Source organism: Streptomyces sp. NPDC002785 (assembly GCF_040295565.1).
GTDB lineage: Bacteria > Actinomycetota > Actinomycetes > Streptomycetales > Streptomycetaceae > Streptomyces.
The window spans coordinates 1-22,513 of sequence record NZ_JBEOVN010000122.1 but is presented as its reverse complement, the minus strand read 5'-3'; the positions used below and the strand labels follow the sequence as shown (position 1 = coordinate 22,513).

Genomic DNA, 22,513 nt, shown 5'->3' with positions numbered 1-22,513 from the left:
GGCCGACTGGCCGGACCCGGGGCGATTTCCGTTGTTCCCGGGCTAGGGAGATCAGTCGGGGACCACGCATTCGAACGCGTGGAGGTAGGCGTTGACCGGGACGACCTCGCCGATCAGCAGCCCGGCATCCGAGATCCGGCTGACCAGGCTTTCCCTGGTGTGCTTCGCACCGCCGACATTGAGGAGCAGCAGCAGATCCATCGCAGTGGTGAACCGCATCGACGGGGTGTCGTCGACGAGGTTCTCGATGACGACGACCCTGGCTCCGGGACGGGCTGCCGCGACGACATTGCGCAATGTCCTGCGCGTGCTGTCGTCGTCCCACTCCAGGATGTTCTTGATGATGTAGAGATCGGCCTGGACAGGGATGGCCTCGCGGCAGTCCCCGGCCACGATACGAGTCCGGTCGACGAGCGGCCCCTCGTCCCGCAGCCGGGCGTCGGCCCGCGCCACCACACCCGGCAGGTCCATCAGGGTGCCGTGGAGCGACGGGTGTTTCTCCAGAAGACTCGCCAGTACGTGTCCCTGGCCGCCGCCGATGTCCGCGACCGCGGACACCCCGGTGAGGTCGAGGAGTTCGGCGACATCCAGCGCGGACTGGATGCTGGAGGTGGTCATGGCCCGGTTGAAGATCTGGGCCGACTCGTGGGCGTCCTGGTGGAGGTAGTCGAAGAACCCCTTGCCGTGCACGTCCGCGAAGACGCTCTTGCCGGTACGCACCGCGTCGTCGAGGTGCGGCCAGACCTTCCAGGTCCAGGGCTCGGTGCACCACAGGGAGATGTCACGCAGGCTGTTCGGGTCGTCCTCGCGCAGCAGGCGGGACATCTCGGTGTGGGCGAAGCACCCGTTGGGGGTCTCGGTGAAGATTCCGTAGCAGGACAGGGCGCGCAGCAGCCGGCGCAGGGGCACCGGCTCGGTCTTCACCAGCGTCGCGAGCTCCTGCGCGGTCGCCGGCGTCTCGCCCAGTGCGTCGGCGACGCCCAGTTGGGCCGCGGCGCGTACGGCGGCCGCGCGGGCCGCTCCGAAGACGATCTCGCGCAGTTGCATCGCCGGCTGAGGGGGCGTGACGGGGTGCGGGAGGGCCGCATGTACGGGGGTGGGTGTGGGGGTGGGACTCACAGTGGTCATGCTGTTTCGCTTCTCCTCGTGCGGGGGTGCACCGGTCAGCACATCCCGGTCGGTGTGGACTTCGTGCAGACGTTGGCGACGAAGGTGTTGCCCTTACCGGTGTCCCCATTGGCCAGGTCGGCCGGCTTGTTGCCGAGAGCGACATTGCCGCTGATGGTGTGGCCGGTGTTCTTCGTGCCCACGAAGCTCTTGAACAGCACGATGCCGCCGGAGAGCGGCGTTGCGCCCACGTTGTTGCTGATCGTGTTCGAGCGCACCTTGGTGTCCGCGGCGCCGGTGAGTACGATGCCGGAACCCTGGATGGCGGGCAGCCGTTCGGTCTTGGGGCAGAACTTGTTGTTGTCGGTGATCTGGTTGGCGTGGACCGTCATGGCTCCGGCCTGCGGCTTGCCCTCGTCGCCCACGACGAACACACCGCTGCAGTTGCCGGTGAAGGTGTTGTCGTGGACCGACAGGTTTCTGACGCGCCTGGCGGTGAACCCGATGCGGTTGTCCTTCAGCGTGTTGTCCTGGAGCTCGGTGCCGCGGGTGTCGGTGGCGCCGCCCTCCTCGTCGACGGTGTTCGCGACGAAGATGCCCGCGTCGCCGTTGGCGCGGGCGGTATTGCCCGTGAACCGGCCGCGGGTGGAGCGCTCCTGGGCGATGCCCCAGACGCCGTTGCGCTCGGAGGTCACCCGCCGGACGGTCAGCCGGTCCGTCCAGGAGGCCCAGATGCCGTTCTTCTTGAATCCGGAGACGTTGAGCGAGTCGATGCTCACGCCGTCGACGGTCCGGCCCGGTCTGCCCAGGACGCAGATTCCGCTGCCGGCTTTCACGCAGGCGTCGGCGGACCGCGTGTCCTTCGCCGGGGGCTTGATGACGGTCCGGCCGCCGAGGCCGCGCAGGGTCAGGTCCGGCTTGTCGATCAGGACGCTCTCCCGGTAGGTGCCGGGCAGGACGACGACCGTGTCGCCCGGCTTGGCGGCGTTCACCGCCTTCTGGATCGACTCGCCGGGGTGCACCACACGCGGGCTCGTCGCGGTGGCAGTGGCGGTGGCGGAGGTGGACTGAATGACCGCGACCGCGCCGAGTCCTGCGGCCGAGACGACCGCGACCGAGACAAGGGTCTTGATGTGTCGTTTCCTCATGAGCCGAAGCTATGGGCGATTTCCCCCTATTGCCACATAAGATGAGCGGACGGGTACAGGGCGCGCCCGAATGGCTTACGCCGGGGTCTGCCGCCCGCCGCCCGCCGCCCGGAGCGGACGCGCGACGGCGCACTCGGGTGATCCGGGCCGGAGCCCGTGCAGGTGTCCCTCGGGTGAACCGGGCAGGCGCCATCCGGGTGGCATTCGGTCCTCGGTTTTCCGGTCTCAGCCCTCGGGCCCGCGCCGGGGCGCGACGACCGATCGGGCCCACCGGTAGTCGGCCTTGCCGCTCGGCGAGCGCTGGATCTGCGGGGTGATCACCAGCCGGCGGGGGATCTTGTAGCCGGCCAGACGGGTCCTGCAGTGCGCCTGGACGTCGTCGAGCGAGGGCTCTGCGGCCCCTTCGCGCAGCTGCACCACCGCAGCGACATGGTTTCCCCACCGTTCGTCGGGCACCCCGGCGACCAGCGCGTCGTACACGTCCGGATGGGCCTTCAGTGCCTGCTCGATCTCCTCGGGATACACCTTCTCGCCCCCGGTGTTGATGCACTGCGAACCCCGGCCGAGGACCGTGATGATGCCGTCCGCGTCGACGGTCGCCATGTCACCGAGCAGGACCCAGCGCTCGTTGCCCTTGCGGAAGAACGTCTCCGCGGTCTTCTGCGGGTCGTTGTAGTACCCGAGCGGCACATGGCCGCACTGGGCGATTCGTCCCAGCGCGCCCGGAGCCGCCGGCTCGAGCGTCGCCGGATCGACCACCGATGTACGGGAGTTGACCTGGAGACGGAACCCCTTCTCCGGGCCCGAGTCGGGCGTCGCCGTACCGTTGAACCCGGACTCCGACGAGCCGAAGTTGTTCAGCAGCATCACCGTCGGCACCAGTGCCTGGAACTCCGCACGCACCGAGTCCGACATGATCGCGCCCGAGCTGGAGATGGAGAACATCGACGAACAGTCGGTGCCCTTCAGCGGCCCCTTCAGCGCGTCGATCAACGGCCGCAGCATCGCATCGCCCACCAGGGACACGCTGGTGACCTTCTCCTTCTCGATCGTACGGAGGACCTCCTGGGCCACGAACTTGCGGTGGATCACGACCCGCTGCCCGAAGTTGAAACCGATGAACGCGGTGAGCGTCGAGGTGCCGTGCATCAGTGGGGGAGTGGGGAAGAAGGTGATCCCGTCACCGCCCGCGGCCACCCGCTCGGCCAGCTCCTGCGGGGTCTTCACCGGCTCACCGGTCGGTGCGCCGCCGCCGAGGCCGGAGAAGAAGAGGTCCTCCTGGCGCCACATCACTCCCTTGGGCATTCCGGTCGTGCCACCGGTGTAGATGACGAACTGGTCATCGGCCGACCGCGGCGGGAAGCCGCGCTCCGGGCTCCCGGCCGCCTCGGCGTCCGTGAACGCCACGGCTTTTGGACCGCGGACGCCCGCCACCGGTGCCCCCACCCGGATCAGGTGACGGAGGGTCGGGGCCTGCGGTGCCGCGGCCGAGACCCGTTCGTCGAACTCGGCGTCGAAGACCAGCGCCGCCAGATCCGCGTCGCTGTAAAGGTAGGCCAACTCCTCTGCCACGTAGCGATAGTTGACATTGACGGGGACGATGCGGGCCTTGAGGCAGGCAAGCACCGTCTGGAGGTATTCGACCCCGTTGTAGAGGTGCAGCCCCAGATGCTCGCCGGGGGTGATGCCCGCCTCGATCAGATGGTGGGCGATGCGGTTGGCGGCCGTGTCCAGCTCCGCGTACGTCAGCCGGCGCTCCGCCCCCGTACCGGGATGATCGAGGTAGACGAGCGCCTCGCGTTCCGGGACCGCGTCGACGACCGACTCGAACAGGTCGGCAAGGTTGTACTCCACCGTTCCTCCTGACCCCGGATGCAGACTGGCTCGGCGGTCATTAGAGCGCCGGTAGGCGCAAGTGGGAAGAGGCACCGTCGAAGAAATCTGACTGACTGTCAGGAAACCTATTGAACTGGACCCCCGCCTACTGCAACCTGTTCTAGGTCTTGAGACGGGAGGCAGGCAATGGGTGGTACGGAACACCTCACCGTGCAGCGCGAGGGCGCCACGCTGGTGCTCACCTTGAACAGGCCGGAGGCGAAGAACGCGCTCTCGCTGCCGATGCTGGTCGGGCTGTACGACGGCTGGCTGGCGGCGGACGAGGACGACACCGTTCGCTCGGTGGTCCTCACCGGTGCGGGAGGCTGCTTCTGCACAGGCATGGACCTCAAAGCCCTGGCCGGCAAGGGGATGGAGGCAGGGCAGTACCGCGACCGGATGACCGCCGACCCCGATCTGCACTGGAAGGCGATGCTGCGCCACCACCGCCCCCGCAAACCGGTCATCGCCGCCGTCGAGGGCCACTGCGTGGCCGGCGGCACGGAGATCCTGCAGGGCACCGACATCCGTATCGCCGGGGCGAGTGCCACCTTCGGGCTCTTCGAGGTCAAGCGCGGTCTCTTCCCCATAGGAGGGTCGACGGTACGGCTGCCGCGCCAGATCGCCCGTACCCACGCGCTCGAAATGCTCCTCACCGGACGCCCTTACAGCGCCGAGGAGGCAGCCGGCATCGGGCTGATAGGCAGGGTCGTCCCCGACGGCACCGCACTGGAGCAGTCCCTCGCCGTCGCCGAGCAGATCAATGCCTGTGGCCCGCTCGCCGTCGAGGCCGTCAAGGCCTCCGTGTACGAGACCGCCGACATGACCGAGACCGATGGGCTCGCCGCCGAACTGAAGCGCGGCTGGCCGGTCTTCGCGACCGACGACGCCAAGGAAGGCGCCCGCGCCTTCGCCGAGAAGCGCCCGCCCGTCTACCGGCGCGCCTGAGCCAAGGAGGCCAACCGTGCCCGACATCCTCAGCGCACCGCTGGTGGTCGAATTCCCCTTCACCCGCTCCCTCGGACCGGTCCAGAGCGCCTTCCTCACCGGACTGCGCGAACGCATCGTGCTCGGCGTCCGCACCAGCGAGGGAAAGATCCTGGTCCCACCCGTCGAGTACGACCCCGTCACCGCACAGGAGATCCGCGAGCTGACCGAGGTCGCCGCCACCGGCACCGTCACCACCTGGGCCTGGAACCCCGCCCCACGCCCCGGCCAGCCCCTCGACACCCCCTTCGCCTGGGTCCTTGTCCGGCTCGACGGCGCCGACACCGCCCTGCTGCACGTCCTCGCCGCGACCGGCCCGGAAGCGGTCCGCACCGGCATGCGCGTACGGATTCGCTGGGCCCCCGAGCGGACCGGCGCCATCACGGACATCGCCTGCTTCGAACCGTACGACGGACCGGTCGTTCAACCGGCCCCGCACAGCGGCGAGTTCACCGATCCCGTTCATGGCATCGTCACCCCCGCCCGCCTGGACTACCGGTACACACCCGGCCGCGCCCAGGGCGCGTACATCAGCGCACTCTCCGAGCAGCGCATCGTCGGCGAGCGCTGCCCGTCCTGCACCAAGGTCTACGTACCGCCCCGCGGAGCCTGCCCCACCTGCGGTGTCGCCACCGCGGAACAGATCGAGGTCGGCCCGCGCGGCACAGTGACCACGTACTGCATCGTCAACATCAAGGCTGCTCACACGGCGAATCTCGACATCGAAGTCCCTTACGTCTACGCGCACATTGCCCTCGACGGCGCAGACCTCGCACTGCATGCGCGGATCGGCGGTATCCCGTACGACCGGGTGCGCATGGGCCTGCGGGTCGAACCTGTATGGACCGAGGGCGGGCGTCACCCCGATCACTACCGGCCGACCGGAGAGCCGGACGCCGACTACGACGCTTACAAGGAGCTGCTGTAGATGCGAGACGTAGCGATCGTCGCCTTCGCGCAGACGGACCACCTCAGGCGCACCGACGAACTCTCCGAAGTCGAGATGCTGATGCCCGTCCTGCACCAGGTCCTCGACGCGACCGGTCTCAGGGCCGGCGACATCGGCTTCACCTGCTCCGGCTCCAGCGACTACCTCGCGGGCCGCGCCTTCTCCTTCACCATGGCGCTCGACGGCGTCGGCGCTCACCCGCCGATCTGCGAGTCCCATGTGGAGATGGACGGCGCCTGGGCGCTCTACGAGGCATGGGTGAAGATCCAGACGGGCGAGGCAGACACCGCGCTCGTCTACTCCTACGGCAAGTCCTCGCCCGGTGAGGTGCGCGACGTCCTCACCCGCCAGCTCGACCCGTACTACGTCGGCCCGCTCTGGCCGGATTCCGTCGCACTTGCCGCACTCCAGGCACAGGCGCTGATCGACGCGGGTGACACCGATGAGGCAGCCCTCGCCGCGATCGCCACCCGCAGCCGCGCCGCCGCCGCGGACAACCCGCACGCCCAGATCGCCGGCCCGGTCCCGGCCGGCGAATACGTCGTACAGCCGCTGCGGACCGGCGACTGCCCGCCGGTAGGCGACGGTGCGGCCGCCGTGATCCTCGCCGCCGAAGACACCGCACGGGCCCTGTGCCCCCGCCCCGCCTGGATCCGCGGTATCGACCACCGCATCGAGGCCCACGGTCTCGGGGTCCGGGAGCTGACCGAGTCACCGTCCACCCGGCTCGCCGCCGAACGAGCAGGGGTCTTCGAACGGCCCGTGGACACAGCTGAGTTGCACGCACCGTTCACCTCCCAGGAGGTGGTGCTGCGCAAGGCGCTCGGACTCGACGGCAGCGTCACCGTCAACCCGTCCGGCGGCGCGCTCGCCGCCAACCCCGTCATGGCCGCCGGGCTGATCCGGCTCGGCGAGGCCGCGGCCCGCATCCATCGCGGCGAGTCCGACCGGGCACTCGCCCACGCCACCTCCGGACCCTGCCTGCAACAGAACCTGGTCGCCGTCCTCGAAGGGGAGAGTGCTCATGCCTAAGGAGCCTGTGGCCGTCGTCGGTATCGGCCAGACCAAGCACGTCTCCGCCCGCCGGGACGTCTCCATCGCCGGACTCGTCCGCGAGGCCGCCCTCCGCGCGCTGGAGGATGCCGGGCTGACCTGGGCGGACATCGACGCCGTCGTCATCGGCAAGGCACCCGACTTCTTCGAGGGCCTGATGATGCCGGAGCTCTATCTCGCCGACGCCCTCGGCGCGGTCGGAAAACCGATGCTCAGAGTGCATACCGCGGGCTCGGTCGGCGGCTCGACCGCACTCGTCGCCGCCAACCTGGTCTCCGCACGGGTGCACCGCACCGTCCTCACGCTCGCCTTCGAGAAGCAGTCCGAATCCAACGCCATGTGGGGCCTGTCGCTGCCCATCCCGTTCCAGCAACCGCTGCTGGCCGGAGCGGGCGGGTTCTTCGCCCCGCACGTCCGGGCATACATGCGCCGCACCGGAGCGCCGGAAACGGTCGGCTCGCTCGTCGCGTACAAGGACCGTCGCAACGCGCTCAAGAATCCGTACGCGCACATCCATGACCCGGACATCACCCTGGAGAAGGTCCAGTCCGCACCGATGCTCTGGGACCCGATCCGCTACTCGGAAACCTGCCCGTCCTCCGACGGGGCCTGCGCGATGGTCCTCACCGACCGTGCCGGTGCGGACCGTTCGCCGCATCCGCCCGCCTGGGTGCACGGCGGCGCGATGCGCAGTGAACCGACGCTCTTCGCCGGCAAGGACTTCGTCTCGCCGCAGGCGGGCAAGGACTGCGCCGCCGATGTGTACCGGCAGGCGGGGATCGGCGAACCCCGAAGGGAGATCGACGCCGTCGAGATGTACGTGCCGTTCTCCTGGTACGAACCGATGTGGCTGGAAAACCTCGGCTTCGCCGATGAGGGCGAGGGCTGGAAGCTCACCGAGTCCGGCGTCACCGAACTCGACGGAGATCTGCCCGTGAATCCCTCGGGCGGGGTGCTCTCCACCAATCCCATCGGCGCCTCCGGCATGATTCGCTTCGCCGAAGCCGCGTTGCAGGTACGCGGACAGGCGGGCGAGCACCAGGTGGCGGGGGCGCGAAAGGCGCTCGGCCATGCGTACGGCGGCGGGGCGCAGTTCTTCTCCATGTGGCTCGTCGGAGCCGAACCTCCCACCCGCTGACCGCAGGCCGTCCCGGACCGGAGGAAGCTCGACGGGCGCCCTGTCCGGGACCACCGACGGTGGCCAGTGCCCTGTGAGGTCGAGGACGCGCTCCGCCGGCTCAACGCCGCCGCTGCCGCAGCCCGACCGTGCCGCGCCTCGACCGGGCGCCGGAGCACGATCCCGTCGCCCACGACCACCCGACCGGAGGAACGGCGAAACGCTCTGCTTCCCGTCCTTGCCCGCGCGGCCTCGGCTGCCTCGCCGGACCGGACCGCATGGCCCTGCGTGCCTGCCACGCCCCACGCTGCCTGCGCTATTTCATCGACGAGCACCCCGCCAGGAGTGGTGCAAGCCGTCCTGCGGGAACCGCGCCCGGGCGGCACGTCACCATGAGCGCCACCGCGCCACGTAGCGTGGTGATCGTGACAGGCGAGCGCGATCTTCGAACCCTGCTGAGCAGCATGCGGCCGGAGCTGAACCCGGGACGCTATGTCTTCACCACCGCGCCCGACGGCGTGATGCCCGAGGGCGTCAACCCGGTCGTCACGGTCACCGAGCCCGAAGGGCTGACCGTGGTGCTGCCGGAGGCGGAGGCCGTCTCCGCCGGGCTGCGATACGACTACGTGGCGGGCTGGATCACCCTTCGAATCCACTCCGCGCTGGACGCGGTAGGGCTCACCGCCGCCGTGTCCCTGGCGCTCACCGATGCCGGGCTGAGCTGCAATGTGGTGGCCGGCTTCCACCACGACCACCTGTTCGTTCCGTATGACCGGGCCGCCGAGGCCGTCGACGTGCTGGAGGTACTGGCCGCCGAATCCGGCTAGGGGCAAGGCCAGGAACCAGCCGGAGCCCGAGGTGCAGAACCGCCGGAGTGCGGCCCTCGGGCCCGCCGGAGAGCGAACTGCGGACCCGGCTGTGCCCCGGCCGGCGCAGACCCGGCTCCGCAACGTGAGCCCGGACACGTAACATGTCTGCATGTCCTTCCTCCGCCGCCGTAGCGCCGCCACACCCGCGGGCCCCGACTTCGACGTCCTGGCCATGGACCCGGGCGACTGGCCCGGAAACCTCGGCGCCGGCCTGCTGCCCGCGCCCGACGGGAGCTGTCAGGGTGTCTTTCTGCGCTACGACCTGTTTGGCGGCCGCGGTCCGGCGATGATCATCGGCAATCTCCCGGAGGGCTCGCCCGCCCGCGAGACCGAGGAGGGCCAGGTCCCGTTCGAGGTTGCCCAGCTGCTGCTCGCGCTCGAGAACGACGAGCCGGTCGAGGTCACCGGCACCGAGGACATGCCCGTGATGCAGGGCGACAACCTGCTGATCGTCCGCCGCGTCAAGCTCTCCGAGAGCCGGATCTCCTGTGTCCAGTTCGACCGCAGCGACGGCGTGCTCGTCACCATCGCCAGCTGGGACCGGCCGATCACCGACGATCTGTACACCCTGCTGAAGCCCCTGCCCGCCGAGCTGTTCCAACAGGGCTGAAACGTCCCTTCGCCGGCCGCCCGTACGCCTCGGGCGGCTGCGGGGCATACCCATGACCCATCTGGCCAAGTGTTTGCGGCCTCTGTCCAAGAGATCGTTTTGTCATGTGCATTGTCGATGCGCCGCGGACCTTCAGCGTCGGACGCATGACATCCGGGATGACGTGACGCACCACAGTTGAGACAGCGATTGGCGCAACCGGCGTTCTGGCGCTGGGAATCCCCCCTTTCCGGCATGGCGTCGGCCGCCAGCACCTCCGAGATTCTCCCGATCCTCCCGGCCGGCCGGGAGGATCGGTACGCGGGCTGCGCGCCCGGGACGGCTTCACCGTCGACATCGAATGGTCCGCGGGGCAGGCCCGCCGTGTGGTGATCACGGCGAGCCGCAGCCGCGAAGCGACCATCCAGAGCTCACGGTTCGCGAGCGGTGAGAAGGTCTCCAGGGCGCGTGCGGGCGGGCGCTACACGCTGGTGGCCGAGGGCTGAGCGAACAGCGCGGTCACCCGCGCCGCCGAGACACCGAGTCCTGTGGGACCGCTGAGGTGCCACGGGGCGCCGGTGCCCTGCCGCAGATCCTGCTCGCGGTAGCGCCGGCAGCCCCGGTGCCAGATCAGGATGCCGGCGATCCAGTGCTTGAGCTCCTGGACGTACCCGGCCAGGATCTCCCTCGCCTCCGCGTCCAGCTCGAAGTCGTCGTACAGCACCGGGAGTTCCTCTTCGGCGACGTGCAGGAACTGCCGCAGCCGCGACTTCATCAGGTCGTGCACGATCTTCACCCCGGTCGGGTAGTCCACCCCGAAGAAGTTCTGCACCACCAGGACGCCGTTGTGCACCTCACCCTCGTACTCGATCTCTTTCTGGTACGAGAACAGGTCGTTGAGCAGACACGCGTAGTCCGACGCCGCGTTCTCCAGCGAGCGCAGCGGACCGCTGTGGTAGATCTCCTCAGGCACCTTCCGGCCATGGCCCAGCCGGCACAGACTCATCGTGAGATCCGAGCCAAAGGTCTTCCGTCGCATCTCGACGTAGTCCACCGGGTCCGGGATGCGGTTCTGTACCTGGTTCGCCAGTTCCCACACCCAGCTGGCGGTCATGTCCTCGACCGCCGTCCGGAAGGCGCGGCGCCCGCTCGCGTCCATCGGGGCCGAGGTCTTCGTCCAGAGATCGGCCAGCCCCCGCTCCAGAGCGTTGACCGGCTCGGGCGTCCCGGACCCGTCCAGGGGCATGAACAGCGACAGACGCTCATTGGCGAGCTTGGCCCCCGCCAGGTCGCGGGCGCGCCCGTGCACCACCGGGAACCAGTCGTCCCCGTACGTCCCCCAGGTCAGCCACTGGGAGGAGAGATCCAGTTCTTCCGGGGTCGCGTCCGGGTGCAGACCCGCCGCGCAGAGCGGCAGATCGATCGCGACGAGCCGCTCCTCGTCCCAGATGTGTGATCCCGGCACACCCGGCTGCGCCTCCAGGATCCCCACACGGTTCGCCCAGTCGACGATCCGTACCCGGGCCCCGGCCAGATGCGGGCTGAGCGTCGTGCCGAACGGCACCTCGAAGTCGGGCAGCAGCGACGGACCGACATGCTGGTACGGCACATGGGTGTGGCTGCGCAGCCGGGCCGACTCCGAGCGGGGGGTCAGCCGGATCGACGCCGCGGCCATACCGAAGCCGAGCGTGGCCTCACCGGCCACGCCGTCGTTCATGTAGCGGCTTGAGCGCATGTGCCACTCATGACCGCCCGACTGCCAGTCCTGGAGCCCCTTGACGTACGCCAGAACCGCCGCCGTGTCCGCCGGGCCCAGCCCCTTCTCCGCGCAGAGGGGACCGAGTTCGGTGAGCGCCGTGTTCTCGAACTGCTGCAGCCGCGACGTCAGCAGATCGTTCACCGCATCGGCGGCCTCCTGCGTGGAACAGTCGAGGAAGTGCTCAAGGACCAGCACGCCGTTGCTGTTCTCACCCTCGTCCTCGACCTCCCGCTGGTACGAGAAGAGGTCGTTGCGCAGATGTACGCCGTCGGAGAAGGCATCCCGCAGCACCTGCAGCGCACGCGCGTCGGCCACCGGCTCGGGGACCTCCGCGCCCGCCGCGTACTCCACGAGACCCGCCGACCACGGGGCGCCGCCCACCTTCCGCCGCATCTCGATGTACTCGACGGGGTTCGCGATGCGTCCCTCGTTGATGTTGGCGAGCTCCCACAGCGACTCGTTGAGCAGGTTCTTCGTCGCCTCGGCGAACCGGACCCGCCAGGCGTCGGACATGCTCGGCACCGTCCGCGCCCACAGATCGGCCAGCCCCGCCTCGACCGGATTCGTAGGCTCCGGCATCTGAGCCCCGCGGTCCATCGGCATGAACGCCGGCAACCGGTCCAGATACCGCTTGCCCCCCTCACGGTCGGGGGTGCGCTTGAACAGCTCCAGGAAATGGTCGTCGAAGAAGAAGACCCAGACATACCAGTCGGTGACCAGCGAGAGCGCCTCGGACGAGCAGTCGGGGTGGGTGTACGCACACAGCAGCGCGTAGTCGTGGGAGTCGAGGTCCTTCTCCTCCCAGATGCCCGAACCCTCCAGCATCCCTATGGTGCGTGCCCACTTCTTGGTGTGCTGTCGTGCCTCCTCGACATGGGCGTTGAGCCGCGCCGGATACGGAACGTAGAAGTCCGGCAGGGTGAAGGGCTGAGCCATGTGCGTCCGGCCTTTCCGAGATCTCCGTGCGTACGTCGCACGGACCGGTCGTGTCCGCGCGAGCACTACCCTTCGGCCGTTCGGGGCACGCACATCGAGGATTAGTCACATAAAAAGTCCGGTCGTTCGTGGCATGCGGGCGCATGTCGCCGGTCGGCCGGGCGCTCCGTTGAACCCAGGCAACGAGGCGCCGTCAACAATCAGTTGCTTCTTTCCGACCGCAGGTCAGACACCCTGTCAGTGGTCTGGTCCACTGGTTCGACTTGCGACCTCCACTGAGCCCTTGACGCGCTATCACCTCAGGTCAGAGAGTGTGCGCGCACAGCGGAACAGTGAGATCGGATTACGCACGGCTCCATCACGCACGGCTCCAAGAAGGGTTGTCATGACGTCGAAGCAGAGGACCGGACTCGCACTCGCGTTGACCACGGTCGGCGCACTGAGCATGGCGCTGCTCAGTCCCGCGGCGCAGGCCGGTGCGGACGGGGTGCGGCCGGAATGCCCGCGCGGCCTCGAATGCGACTGGGTACCGGCGGCCTACCAGCAGACGGGTGACCCGGCCGACAAGGAGACGTACGGGAACTACGACACCTCGGACCGGCCGTACACCAACAAGATCAGATTCATTGTTCTGCACGACACCGAGGAAGACTTCGACACCACCCTGAAGATCTTCCAGAACCCGCTGAAACAGACCTCCGCCCACTACGTGGTGCGCTCGGGCGACGGCCATGTAACCCAGATGGTCAAGGGCAAGGACGTCGCCTGGCAGGCGGGCAACTGGTACATCAACAGCCACTCCATCGGCATCGAGCAGGAGGGCGTCGCCGTCGAGGGCGCCAAGTGGTACACCCCCGAGATGTACCGCTCCACCGCCAAGCTGGTGCGCTACCTCGCGGCCAAGTACGACATCCCGCTCGACCGCCAGCACATCATCGGCCACGACGGTGTGCCGCCCACCAGTGCCGCCGGCACCAAGAACATGCACTGGGACCCGGGCACGTACTGGGACTGGAACCACTTCATGGCGCTGCTCGGCAAGCCCACCGTGCCCAGCGCCCCGAAGAGCAGCGAACTCATCACCGTCAGCCCGGACTTCAAGAAGAACAAGCAGGCGTTCCGCGACTGCGAGAAGGGCGTCGACCTGCCGGTCCAGGGGTCCAGCGCCGTCCCGCTCCACACCGCACCGTCCACCGGCGCGCCGCTCTTCTCCGACCCCGGCCTGCACACCGACGGTTCGCCCGGCACGAACTGTGCCGCCGACTGGGGCAGCAAGATCAGCGCCACCCAGCAGGCTGTCGTCGCGGACCACGCCCCCGGCTGGACAGCGATCTGGTGGTACGGCCAGAAGGCCTGGTTCCAGACCCCGGCCCACCCCCGGACCACCACACCCACCTCCGGCTACGTGGTCAAGCCGAAGGCGGGCCGTACGGAGGTGCCGGTGTACGGGGTGGCGTACCCGGAGAAGTCCGAGTACCCCGCGGACTTCGCGGACCAACGAGTGGGCTCGCCGCTGAAGTACACCATCAAGGCCGGTCAGTCCTACCCCGGCGGCGGTGAGGCACCCACGGGCTTCTTCTACGCCCCGACGATCGACGCCTCGTACCCGCTCGACCACGCGTACTTCCCCGGCAAGGAGAAGTATGTGACGGTGCAGATCGGCCACCGGGTCGCCTTTGTGAAGGCATCCGACGTGGACGTCGTGCGGACGCGCTGAGACCGCAGGGGCGTCTTCGCAGCAGCACCGGAGAGCCCGTGACCGACTGCCCACGGGCCGGAGGGCAACGCAACGGCGCGCTGCGGGCCCGGTGTGTCGGCACCGGACCCGCAGCGCGCGTCCCCCCGGGGCAGGGTCAGCGAGTGCCGACCGCGGCACGCACGGCCCGGCGGGCCATGGCGCAGTCGTCGTGCAGCCGACGCAGCAGCAGCCGCTGCTCCTCGCTCGACGAGAGCGCGCCCGGCCGGTCCTGACCGGCACCCGGGAGTACCGGCTCCCGCATGGCCCGCTGGACAGCCGTCTCGTACGTACGGATCTCCCGCGTCAGCACCAGCATCAGGTTCACCAGGAACGCATCCCGCGCCGCAGGCCCGGCGGCCTGCGCCAGCTGGCTGATCTGGCGCCGCGCCGCCGGTGCGTCGCCCAGGACCGCCCAGAGCGTCGCCAGGTCGTAGCCCGGCAGATACCACCCCGCATGTTCCCAGTCCACCAGCACCGGACCCGTGGGCGACAGCAGGATGTTGGAGAGCAGCGCGTCACCGTGACAGAACTGCCCCATGGACTGACGACTGCCCGCATGCGCCAGACCGTGCAGGAGCTTCTGCAGATCGCCCAGATCACGGTCGGTGAACAGCCCCAGCTCGTGATAGCGGGCGATTCGCGAGGCGTAGTCCAACGGCGCTTCGAAGAGCCCCGGAGCCGGCCGCCAGGCATTGACCCGGCTGATCGCGCCGAGCGCGGCCCGCACATCCGCACGGGGCGGTGCCTCCGACGGGTGCCGGGTCAACGCCGCCACCCGGCCGGGCATCCGCTCGATCACCAGAGTGCAGTTCTCCGGGTCGGCCGCGATGAGCCGAGGCACTCGCACCGGCGGGCGGTGCCGGACGAACGCGCGATATGCAGCTATTTCGTGACGGAACCGCTCCGACCATGCAGGGGAGTGGTCCAGTAAACACTTGGCGACCGCAGTGGTGCGACCGGTGGAGCCGACCAGGAGCACCGAGCGGCCGCTGCGGCGCAGCACCTGCACCGGATTGAACTCTGGGCAGATCCGGTGCACCGAGGCGATCGCCATCCTCAGCTGAGCGCCCTGCGGGCCGGACAGGTCCAGCCGCCCACTGAGCGGCGGGCCAACCAGCCCTGTAGGCCGCCGTGGCCGAACCGTGCCGGGTGCCGGCGGAGCGGCATGCGGTGCGAGGTACGGACCGCCGCCCGCCCCCAAGGGACGAAGCGGCCGGGGCGGGGCGGTCACGGAGGACGATGTGTACATGGGCGAGACAGATCCCTTCGCGCGCCGACAAGTTGCGTGCACCGCCCCGGCCGGCGGCCGTTCGGCACCCTGGGGAGTACCTAGGGCTGCCGGGCGGGGTGGCGCTTTCCTACCTGACACGGAACCGCGGGTGGCAGACCATCTGGCGCACCCTGGCGAACCCTGGCGAATAGTCGCAAGGCATCTGACAGGGGGTTACTGTCAACACAGCCGAGAACCTGGGGGCTTGAAGTGACCGGAGAACCCAACACCCGCCTGTCCGACCTGTTCGGCCTTGCCGGCTGGTCCAAGGGCGAACTCGCGAGAATGGTGAACCGGCAGGCGGCGGCCATGGGCCACCCGCAGCTGGCCACCGACACCTCGCGGGTGAGGCGTTGGATCGACATGGGGGAGTCCCCCCGCGATCCCGTGCCCAAGGTGCTGGCTGCCCTGTTCACCGAGCGGCTCGGTCGTGTCGTGACCATCGAGGACCTCGGGTTCGGCCGACGCGGGCGCGCGGGGAAACAGCGGGAGGTCGGGAAGCAGCACAATCCCGACGAACTGCCGTGGGCGCCCGAGCGGACGGCAGCGGTCCTCACCGAATTCACGGGAATGGACCTCATGCTCAACCGACGCGGCTTGGTGAGCGCGGGCGCCGCGCTCGCCGCAGGATCGACCATCACCGGCCCCATGCACGACTGGCTGCACACCGACCCCGTGCTGGCGGCCGACGCCCCAAGGATCGACGACCCTCTGCACGCGGACCCAGCCGGTTTCGACCGGTACGAGGCCGCGCCCATCGGGTCGGAGGAGATCGAGGCGCTCGAACGGTCCGTCGAGGTGTTCCGCGCCTGGGACGCGTCCCGGGGCGGCGGACTCCAGCGCAAGGCCGTGGTGGGCCAGCTCAACGAGGTGGGCGGCATGCTCGCCTTTCGCCACCCCGAGCATCTGCAGCGCCGTCTCTGGGGCGTTGCGGCCAACCTTGCCGTACTCGCGGGATGGATGTCCCACGACATCGGTCTCGAACCAACCGCCCAGAAGTACTTCGTCATCGCCGCTCATGCGGCGCGCGAGGGCGGCGACCGCCCGCGCGCGGGCGAGGCGCTCTCCAGAGCGGCCCGTCAGATGATCCACCTGGGGCGTCCCGACGACGCCCTGGACCTGATGAAGCTCGCCAAGTCCGGCTCCGGAGACATGGTGCTGCCGCGAACCCAGGCCATGCTGCACACCATCGAGGCCTGGGCGCAGGCGTCCATGGGGAGCGGCCAGGCCATGCGCCGCACACTCGGCAAGGCCGAGGAGCTTTTCGTATCGGACAAGAGCGATGTGCCGCCGCCCAGTTGGATGCAGCTGTTCGACGAGGCTGATCTGCACGGAATGCAGGCTCTGGCGTTCCGTACGCTCGCCGAACACGACCCGTCAGTGGCGATCGTGGCTCAGCGCCACGCCAAGCAGGCACTGGAGCTCCGGGCCAACGGGCGCCAGCGGTCCAAGATCTTCGACTACATCTCACTCGCCTCGGCGTGCTTCATCGCCGACGATCCCGAGCAGGCCGACCGCTATGCACGGCTCGCTCTGGTGACGATGGGGGAGACCTCCTCGCACCGTACGTGGGACCGGCTGCGCGAGATGTACCGGCTGACGGGCCGGTTCGCGGGCTACGCGAAGATCGGGGACCTGCGCGAGGAGATCAAGCTCTCCCTGCCGCAGAGCTCCGTCATCAAGCAGCCAAGGCGCTCGTCGCAGGTCTGATGGGCGGGCGCCGCAATGAGGGCGCCGCCCAGACCATCAACTGACCGACCGGCCACAGTCCGGCCACCGGTTGTCCGAGCACGGCACCCGTGGGTGGCTCGTCCCCTGCGTACCGCGCCGTGTCCGGCGATCCGCTTGCCCGTGTCTCTGCGCGCGTGTCGCTGTGCCCTACCCTCCTATGCGGGCGATCAGCACGCACGCGTCGTCCAGACGCTCGGTGCCGCCGAACTCCGCGACGACCGTCCGTACGCATTCCTGTGCCGTACGGGCCTGCGCGAAGTGCGGTGCGAGAGCAAGCAGCGCGTCCGGGCTCGCACCCCGGTCGCTGCGAGGGTTCAGCCCGTCGGTGTGCAGTACCAGCACATCACCGGGCAGCAGGTGCACTTCGTCCTGCTCGTACGCGACCCCGGAAGCCGCGCCGAGCAGGACGCCGTCCGGTGGCGTCAGTGGGCGCCCCTCTCCGTTGCGGAACAGCAGCGGTGCGGGGTGCCCCGCCTGTGACCAGGCGAGGGTGCCGGTGGCCGGATCGAAGCGGCAGTACACGGCACTGCCGAGAGCGGGCTGGACAGCGGATTCCAGTAACTGATTGAGATGCCCCATCAGGGCCCCGGGCTCGATGCCGGCCACGGCCATCCCGCGCAGCGCGCCCAGCAGCATCGCCATGGCCGAGGTGGCTTGGATGCCATGGCCGGTCAGATCGCCGACCGTGAGGACGGTCCTGCCGTCCGGCAGTTCCAGCGCGTCGTACCAGTCACCGCCGATCAGGGAACTCGACTCCGAGGGAAGGTAGTGGGCCGAGATGTCCAGCCCGCCCTCCCCCTGCGAAGGAAGCCTCAGCGAGCCCCGCCACGGGGGAAGCACGGCCTCCTGAAGTTCGACCGCCATTTGGTGCTCGGTCCGCGCCATGTGCTGTCGGCGCTGTAACGAGTCATGAGTCGTGCGCACCACTCGCTGGCTGCGCCGCAGTTCGCTGACATCGCGCAGAACCGCCCACATGGAGGCCGTGCACCCCTCTGCGTCGAGGACAGGCTCGCCCATTATGTGGAGCGTGCACATCCGGCCGTCGGTCCGCAGGATGCGGAATTCGCCGTCTATCGGCTTACCGTCGACCAGACAGTCCGTCACCAGAGCGGTGAGCAGGGGCTGGTCCTCGGGAAGGAGCATGGAGGGGAGGTCGTCCAGCGCAAGAGGCCCTGCGTCGGGAGACCTGCCGAAAATCTGGAACAGCTCCTCGGACCAGGTGACCTCGTCGGTCAGCAGATTCCACTCGGCGCTGCCCACCCGGCCGATCAGCGAAGCGGGCCGCGGCTCGTCGAAGGTCTCCTCCGTGGCGTCCTGCGTCGAAGTCCCCGTGGGCTGTTCCGAGGCCTCCGGCGCAAGGCCCTTCCGGAGCTGCCCCAGCTGTGTGCCGAGATTGTCGAGGTGATGGACCGCCAGTTCACAGAGCGCGCGCTGCCAGCGCATCTGAAGGTCGTCCTCGTCGATCAGCTCCGCGTCCCGCCGCACGGCATCCACGTCACCACGCAGCCGACGGCTCCGGTTGATCAACGCATCGACGGCATCGACGGCATCGCGCTCGGGTGGCGGTGGGGCGGGGCGGTCCGCGGACAGAGGGGACGGCATCTCGTACTCCGATACAGGCGCGGCACGACCAGGTCTGAAGAGGTGGACCGTAGACGACTGTTGCACAGGCTGCGGGACCCCGTAAGGGATTTGGCAACACTCGATGCGTTGTTGCTTCTGGCATATGCCCTAGGCTGTGCAAGGCGCCGGTCCGTCGAACAGCCTTACTCTCGACGGGCTTTGACGCAAGTCACCCGGCGCGCGCAGACGGTTGCGCGCCCGCGCGCGCCGTTTCCCGGACGGCGCGCCCGGCCGGAACGGGGCATGTGCGAGGGGGTCTGCCGTGGGCGGGGGTTCGAAGCGATTTGTGCACGGGAATGCCGCTGGACCCGCTCGCGTTACAGCATCAGAACGAAAACGATACCCATTCCCATCGGTAGGGGATCGGGGTCGACGCAAGAGAGTGGAGGCACCCATGGCGCGCAGCGAGACCCGCCCCGTCGTGACGCTCCGGTCGACAGCCGGAACGGGGCGGAGCTACGTGACCCGCAAGAACCGCCGGAACGATCCTGACCGGCTGGTCCTGCGCAAGTTCGACCCCGTCGTGGGGCAGCACGTCCTCTTCCGTGAGGAGCGCTGACCGCCGCACCGGCATCGGGCCCCGATCCCATCCGTACCCCCTGCGGTGGCAGGGAAGGAGCGCACATGAAGGGGCCCGGGGAGATATGTGCGAAACGGGACTACGGCAGTCAGGCACCTGCCGGAAGCTGATCCGTGCCACCGGAAGACCCGATTCCGTGCCGTGAATCACAGGCCGCGGTGCGGATTCTCGGGAATGGTGAGCAATGGTTTACCGTTCACCTATATGTGGATGTCGCACATCGCGCCCGCATCTGAGCCGCCCCGGCTGGATTCCCCCGATCCGGCCGGGGCTTCCCTTTACCCATGTGCTTCAGCCGGATTCTGCCCGGCACCGGTCGATGCGATGACTATCTGGACGGAGATCCGTATCGGGCTTGCGAAGACCGGACGGGATGGGCGCGGTCAGCCCCGGGAGAGCCGCCCGGGCACCGACTCGACCAACAGCGCACCCACTGCAGGCACCACGGCCGCCATAGCCGCGGCGCCCGGCCAGAACCGTACCGACAGCGCGGTCACTGCGGCCCCCGCCACGACTGCGATCAACCGGCCGGCCACCCAGCCGTCCCCCTGGTTCCGCGACCTCAGCGTCACGCGGCTGACGAGAGACGTGAGCGTGCCTGTGAAGTAATTGGTGGGCGTCGCGCGGATACGGCCCTGAATCCCCATGGCCACGGAAATGAGCACCAGCAGCCCCAGCCGGTCCCCGTCGGAGGTGATCAGGCCCAGTGCCCACAACGCAGCCCCCGCCGCCAGCAGTGCCACCTCGATCAGCAGCATCACCGGCAGAGGCCACCGCAACCGCTCGCTCATCCACGCACCGCACATGACCCCGAAGCTGTATGAAACGAGCGCGTTGATCACACGCAGGGCCACCCCGTGCTCCCCGACACCGGCGGCGGAAGCGCCCAGCAGCACCAGATTCCCGGTCATCACCCCGGCGAAAACCTGACCGACACAGATGAAGACGAACGCGTCGGCAGCCCCCGAAGCGGCCGACAGGAGGAGCAGAGCCCATTCGCTCCGTGGATCGCGTCCGGTGAGGAGGGTGGGAGTAGACACGCCTGCATTCTCGGCTCAGCCCCGCCGAAGGCGCCGACTCGCAGCCGGCACGGCGCGGCGAGCCGGCCACGACCGAGCACCGGCACCGCGCCGACGTTCACGGCGGACACCCGATCGGCCCGTGGCCGATTGCGGACCGCTCCCTCCGGCCCAACGTGGGGTGACGGCGTATGCGCCCGATGGTGTACGGATCACTCGCCGACGAGGAGCGACATGGCCGACGCCCAGTGGAGTCCGGCGCACCGACGGTATGTGAAATCCCTGTCCCGATCGGCGCGCACCAGGCAAGATCACGGGATGACATGGACAACACCTGATGTAAAACGCACCCCCGGTTCACTCGTGGCCGGTGAGCGGGAGATGCTCACGGGCTATCTCGCCTGGTTCCGCAGCACCCTGTTGCACAAGTGCTCCGGCCTGAACGGGGAGCAGCTCGCAGAACAGACGGTATCGCCGTCGAACCTCACACTTCTCGGACTGATCCGCCATATGGCGAAGGTCGAACGTGTCTGGTTCCGGCAGCGATTCGCAGGTCAGACGCTCGACCCCATGTACGACCCCGAGAAGGGCAAGGACGCGGATTTCGAGGACCTGGACCCGGCCCGCGCCGCCGAAGACTACGCGCGCCTCGTCGAGGAATTCCGACTGGCGGACGAGATCGTCGCCGAAGCCTCGTTGGACGACACCTTCACCCATGCCGGCGAGGTGTACTCATTGCGCCTGGTCCACGTCCACATGATCTCGGAGTACGCGCGTCACATCGGCCACGCCGACCTGTTGCGCGAGCGCATCGACGGTGTGACGGGGTGGTGATGCGCCACTGAGAAAGGCTCGGCCCGGTATCTGCTCAGACGTCGGAGCAGTCCGGCCCGTGGCCGGCCGTGCAGGGCCCCGGTGCCGGTCGGGCAGGGCGATGTCCGCCGCGAGGGCGCCGAAACGATCCGCGCCGACTCCGGCCCGCCGACACTCGGAGGCGCAGGGCGGCAGCCGGCGTAGAGGAGACGTCGGCGGCGGCAGACGGCCCGGCGGGAGTCAGGGCGGCGTAGGTCACCCGGCGATCGGCCCGCGAGGCCCGCCGGTCCAGCAGGCCCGCCTTGCTGCGCCGGATCCGGGCGAAGTCTCCGCGATCAGGCGTTACTGGGCTCAGGCGCAGCCTGAACTCGACACCCTGCGAGTGCCGTTCGCAGAGCACGCCGCAGTGCCGACGGGCTGGATTTGTGACTTTGAGTCGTTCGCCGAGTTGCTCATGGGGTGGGGCGAAGTCGTCGTAGAAGCCGACCGCCGTGGCTGGGGCATCGTCGGACTTCGCTGCTGACCTCCGCAGCGCTGAGTGTCCCAACAGCCGAGGACGCTCAAGCGCAAGCGGCTGGGGAGCCAAGGCCCCAAGCCGACACTCGGCGCACAGCCGGACGGGCATTCAGGATGACCGTCTGCGCCTCCTCCCCGGGCCGTGTCAACGAAGACACGCTGTCACCAGGGGTGAGAGAGCATCAGGAAGTCGCCTGGACGGGCTAATGGCCCCATAACTGACCCACATATAAGCTTAATTGACGTTTCATCAGATTATCTGAAAATAGCATATGGGTGGCTCGTGTACCCCGTTCGGCGTCCCTGCGCCACCCTTCCAATGTGTCCGATATGACAGCTATGGGGGCCGTAAGTACGTTCAATCACGGGCCAGCTGCTCAGCCGGCCTCTCTGAGACAGGAGAAGTGACATGGTTACGCGTTCCACCGTCGTTACTGCCGCGCTAGCGGCCGCCGCGGCACTGGCCGCCACCGGCATCACCTACGCCTCGGCCGCCTCCTCCGAGCCGGCCCAGGCAGCCCCGGTCGTCCAGCAGGCCGCTGCCCCCGATTCGGCTCTCAACGGCGGCGAATCCGGCAACGGCAACGAAGGCAACGGCAACGAGGGCAAGGGCAACGAGGGCAGGGGCTACGAGAAGGGTGGCGAGCGAGGCGGCGAGCGGGGCGGCGAGCGGGGCCGCGAGCGGCGCCACTTCAAGGGCCGCATCCACATCAACGAGCGCACCTACACCGCGGAAGGAGGCGGCTGCGTCACGGTGGTCAGCGGTCTCGGTTCCAAGAGCCTCAACATCCGCAACGACAGCCGCCGGACCGTCGAGGTCTTCCGTGGGGCGAC

20 protein-coding genes are annotated in these 22,513 nt (G+C 68.8%); 13 read left to right on the top strand and 7 right to left on the bottom strand.

Translation table 11 applies throughout. From position 1 onward, the window contains the following. Positions 1-51: 51 nt before the first annotated feature. The 3 genes from ABTZ94_RS24820 to ABTZ94_RS24810 all read right to left on the bottom strand — a co-directional run bounded on the left by ABTZ94_RS24820 (position 52) and on the right by ABTZ94_RS24810 (position 4,109). On the bottom strand, positions 52-1,128 hold the full coding sequence (locus ABTZ94_RS24820) for a methyltransferase (protein WP_351203526.1): 1,077 nt from the start codon (positions 1,126-1,128) through the stop codon (positions 52-54). A gap of 35 nt (positions 1,129-1,163) precedes the next feature. After that, positions 1,164-2,255 carry a right-handed parallel beta-helix repeat-containing protein gene (locus ABTZ94_RS24815; RefSeq protein WP_351203524.1) on the bottom strand — a complete coding sequence of 364 codons (1,092 nt, stop codon included), beginning with the start codon at positions 2,253-2,255 and terminating at the stop codon, positions 1,164-1,166. 225 nt (positions 2,256-2,480) lie between these two features. Further along, a complete protein-coding gene (locus tag ABTZ94_RS24810; RefSeq protein WP_351203522.1) occupies positions 2,481-4,109 on the bottom strand; it encodes an acyl-CoA synthetase in 1,629 nt (542 codons plus the stop codon). A 168-nt stretch (positions 4,110-4,277) separates the two neighbouring features. Between ABTZ94_RS24810 and ABTZ94_RS24805 the strand changes: the two genes are divergently transcribed. The 8 genes from ABTZ94_RS24805 to ABTZ94_RS24770 all read left to right on the top strand — a co-directional run bounded on the left by ABTZ94_RS24805 (position 4,278) and on the right by ABTZ94_RS24770 (position 10,200). Then, positions 4,278-5,078, top strand: coding sequence for a crotonase/enoyl-CoA hydratase family protein (locus ABTZ94_RS24805; protein ID WP_351203520.1), 801 nt, complete (start codon positions 4,278-4,280; stop codon positions 5,076-5,078). Between the two features lie 16 nt (positions 5,079-5,094). Then, positions 5,095-6,045 carry a Zn-ribbon domain-containing OB-fold protein gene (locus ABTZ94_RS24800; protein ID WP_351203518.1) on the top strand — a complete coding sequence of 317 codons (951 nt, stop codon included), beginning with the start codon at positions 5,095-5,097 and terminating at the stop codon, positions 6,043-6,045. Beyond that, positions 6,046-7,098, top strand: a complete 1,053-nt coding sequence (locus ABTZ94_RS24795) for a thiolase family protein (protein WP_351203516.1) — start codon at positions 6,046-6,048, stop codon at positions 7,096-7,098. Continuing rightward, positions 7,091-8,257, top strand: coding sequence for a thiolase family protein (locus ABTZ94_RS24790; protein WP_351203514.1), 1,167 nt, complete (start codon positions 7,091-7,093; stop codon positions 8,255-8,257). The genes ABTZ94_RS24795 and ABTZ94_RS24790 overlap by 8 nt, the downstream gene beginning before the upstream one ends. Further along, complete coding sequence (locus ABTZ94_RS37970; RefSeq protein ID WP_502967301.1) at positions 8,190-8,651, top strand: CGNR zinc finger domain-containing protein; 462 nt, start codon at positions 8,190-8,192, stop codon at positions 8,649-8,651. Before ABTZ94_RS24790 ends, ABTZ94_RS37970 begins: the two co-directional genes overlap by 68 nt. A gap of 10 nt (positions 8,652-8,661) precedes the next feature. Further along, positions 8,662-9,063: an ACT domain-containing protein gene (locus tag ABTZ94_RS24780; protein WP_351203512.1), complete on the top strand. Its 402-nt coding sequence runs from the start codon at positions 8,662-8,664 to the stop codon at positions 9,061-9,063. Positions 9,064-9,214: 151 nt separating this feature from the next. Continuing rightward, complete coding sequence (locus ABTZ94_RS24775; protein ID WP_018550733.1) at positions 9,215-9,715, top strand: hypothetical protein; 501 nt, start codon at positions 9,215-9,217, stop codon at positions 9,713-9,715. 188 nt (positions 9,716-9,903) lie between these two features. Further along, positions 9,904-10,200, top strand: coding sequence for a glycoside hydrolase family 95-like protein (locus ABTZ94_RS24770; protein WP_351203528.1), 297 nt, complete (start codon positions 9,904-9,906; stop codon positions 10,198-10,200). Here the strand turns inward: ABTZ94_RS24770 and ABTZ94_RS24765 are convergent. After that, complete coding sequence (locus ABTZ94_RS24765) at positions 10,176-12,389, bottom strand: terpene synthase family protein (protein WP_351203510.1); 2,214 nt, start codon at positions 12,387-12,389, stop codon at positions 10,176-10,178. The genes ABTZ94_RS24770 and ABTZ94_RS24765 overlap by 25 nt on opposite strands. A 385-nt stretch (positions 12,390-12,774) precedes the next feature. Here ABTZ94_RS24765 and ABTZ94_RS24760 point away from each other — a divergent pair, with 385 nt between their 5' ends. Beyond that, positions 12,775-14,106: an N-acetylmuramoyl-L-alanine amidase gene (locus ABTZ94_RS24760; RefSeq protein ID WP_351203508.1), complete on the top strand. Its 1,332-nt coding sequence runs from the start codon at positions 12,775-12,777 to the stop codon at positions 14,104-14,106. 136 nt (positions 14,107-14,242) lie between these two features. Here ABTZ94_RS24760 and ABTZ94_RS24755 read toward each other — a convergent pair whose 3' ends face one another. Beyond that, positions 14,243-15,376 carry an aminoglycoside phosphotransferase family protein gene (locus tag ABTZ94_RS24755; protein ID WP_351203506.1) on the bottom strand — a complete coding sequence of 378 codons (1,134 nt, stop codon included), beginning with the start codon at positions 15,374-15,376 and terminating at the stop codon, positions 14,243-14,245. A gap of 231 nt (positions 15,377-15,607) precedes the next feature. Here ABTZ94_RS24755 and ABTZ94_RS24750 point away from each other — a divergent pair, with 231 nt between their 5' ends. Further along, a complete protein-coding gene (locus ABTZ94_RS24750) occupies positions 15,608-17,107 on the top strand; it encodes a DNA-binding protein NsdB (RefSeq protein WP_351203504.1) in 1,500 nt (499 codons plus the stop codon). Positions 17,108-17,275: 168 nt separating this feature from the next. Here ABTZ94_RS24750 and ABTZ94_RS24745 read toward each other — a convergent pair whose 3' ends face one another. Continuing rightward, positions 17,276-18,730: a PP2C family protein-serine/threonine phosphatase gene (locus ABTZ94_RS24745; protein WP_351203502.1), complete on the bottom strand. Its 1,455-nt coding sequence runs from the start codon at positions 18,728-18,730 to the stop codon at positions 17,276-17,278. A gap of 415 nt (positions 18,731-19,145) precedes the next feature. Between ABTZ94_RS24745 and rpmG the strand changes: the two genes are divergently transcribed. Continuing rightward, on the top strand, positions 19,146-19,310 hold the full coding sequence (gene rpmG / locus ABTZ94_RS24740) for a 50S ribosomal protein L33 (RefSeq protein ID WP_351203500.1): 165 nt from the start codon (positions 19,146-19,148) through the stop codon (positions 19,308-19,310). A gap of 404 nt (positions 19,311-19,714) precedes the next feature. Here the strand turns inward: rpmG and ABTZ94_RS24735 are convergent, their stop codons facing one another. Beyond that, the gene (locus ABTZ94_RS24735; protein WP_351203498.1) at positions 19,715-20,371 is read right to left on the bottom strand and encodes a YoaK family protein; all 657 of its coding nucleotides are present in this window, start codon (positions 20,369-20,371) and stop codon (positions 19,715-19,717) included. Between the two features lie 297 nt (positions 20,372-20,668). On the opposite strand from ABTZ94_RS24735, the gene ABTZ94_RS24730 reads away from it, so the two are divergent. Continuing rightward, a complete protein-coding gene (locus ABTZ94_RS24730; protein WP_351203496.1) occupies positions 20,669-21,184 on the top strand; it encodes a DinB family protein in 516 nt (171 codons plus the stop codon). A 904-nt stretch (positions 21,185-22,088) separates the two neighbouring features. Further along, positions 22,089-22,513 (top strand): hypothetical protein (locus tag ABTZ94_RS24725; protein ID WP_351203494.1); only part of this gene is annotated, 425 nt, incomplete at its 3' end.

Bases quoted from the DNA above. Each gene is read 5' to 3' on its own strand.
- ABTZ94_RS24820 (WP_351203526.1), bottom strand. From the start codon at position 1,128: ATGACCACTGTGAGTCCCACCCCCACACCCACCCCCGTACATGCGGCC.
- ABTZ94_RS24815 (WP_351203524.1), bottom strand. From the start codon at position 2,255: ATGAGGAAACGACACATCAAGACCCTTGTCTCGGTCGCGGTCGTCTCG.
- ABTZ94_RS24805 (WP_351203520.1), top strand. From the start codon at position 4,278: ATGGGTGGTACGGAACACCTCACCGTGCAGCGCGAGGGCGCCACGCTG.
- ABTZ94_RS24795 (WP_351203516.1), top strand. From the start codon at position 6,046: ATGCGAGACGTAGCGATCGTCGCCTTCGCGCAGACGGACCACCTCAGG.
- ABTZ94_RS24790 (WP_351203514.1), top strand. From the start codon at position 7,091: ATGCCTAAGGAGCCTGTGGCCGTCGTCGGTATCGGCCAGACCAAGCAC.
- ABTZ94_RS37970 (WP_502967301.1), top strand. From the start codon at position 8,190: ATGCGTACGGCGGCGGGGCGCAGTTCTTCTCCATGTGGCTCGTCGGAG.
- ABTZ94_RS24775 (WP_018550733.1), top strand. From the start codon at position 9,215: ATGTCCTTCCTCCGCCGCCGTAGCGCCGCCACACCCGCGGGCCCCGAC.
- ABTZ94_RS24765 (WP_351203510.1), bottom strand. From the start codon at position 12,389: ATGGCTCAGCCCTTCACCCTGCCGGACTTCTACGTTCCGTATCCGGCG.
- ABTZ94_RS24760 (WP_351203508.1), top strand. From the start codon at position 12,775: ATGACGTCGAAGCAGAGGACCGGACTCGCACTCGCGTTGACCACGGTC.
- ABTZ94_RS24755 (WP_351203506.1), bottom strand. From the start codon at position 15,376: ATGTACACATCGTCCTCCGTGACCGCCCCGCCCCGGCCGCTTCGTCCC.
- ABTZ94_RS24745 (WP_351203502.1), bottom strand. From the start codon at position 18,730: ATGCCGTCCCCTCTGTCCGCGGACCGCCCCGCCCCACCGCCACCCGAG.
- rpmG (WP_351203500.1), top strand. From the start codon at position 19,146: ATGGCGCGCAGCGAGACCCGCCCCGTCGTGACGCTCCGGTCGACAGCC.
- ABTZ94_RS24730 (WP_351203496.1), top strand. From the start codon at position 20,669: ATGACATGGACAACACCTGATGTAAAACGCACCCCCGGTTCACTCGTG.